This window comes from Pseudomonas sp. IT-P176 (assembly GCF_949767245.1).
Lineage (GTDB): Bacteria > Pseudomonadota > Gammaproteobacteria > Pseudomonadales > Pseudomonadaceae > Aquipseudomonas.
The window spans coordinates 1-245 of the sequence record NZ_CATKPN010000015.1; the positions used below are offsets into that span (position 1 = coordinate 1).

1 protein-coding gene is annotated in these 245 nt (G+C 68.6%); it reads left to right on the plus strand.

Features of this window, described 5'->3' with window-relative positions:
* The coding region (locus ACM6IP_RS00940) for an oligopeptide/dipeptide ABC transporter ATP-binding protein (protein ID WP_414860729.1) at positions 1–245 on the plus strand (245 nt) is incomplete at both ends.

The following is a 245-nucleotide window of genomic DNA, read 5'->3' on the forward strand; positions in this document are numbered from 1 at the left end:
GTCGCCGAAACCGCCCAGCGCGTGTGCGTGATGTACGCCGGCCAAGCGGTGGAAGTCGGCCAGGTGCCGCAGCTGTTCGACATTCCCGCGCACCCGTACAGCGAAGCCCTGCTCAAGGCGATTCCGGAGCACAGCCTGGGCGAATCGCGCCTGGCCACGCTGCCGGGTATCGTTCCCGGCCGTTACGACCGCCCGCAGGGTTGCCTGCTGTCGCCACGCTGCCCTTACGTGCAGGACAACTGCCG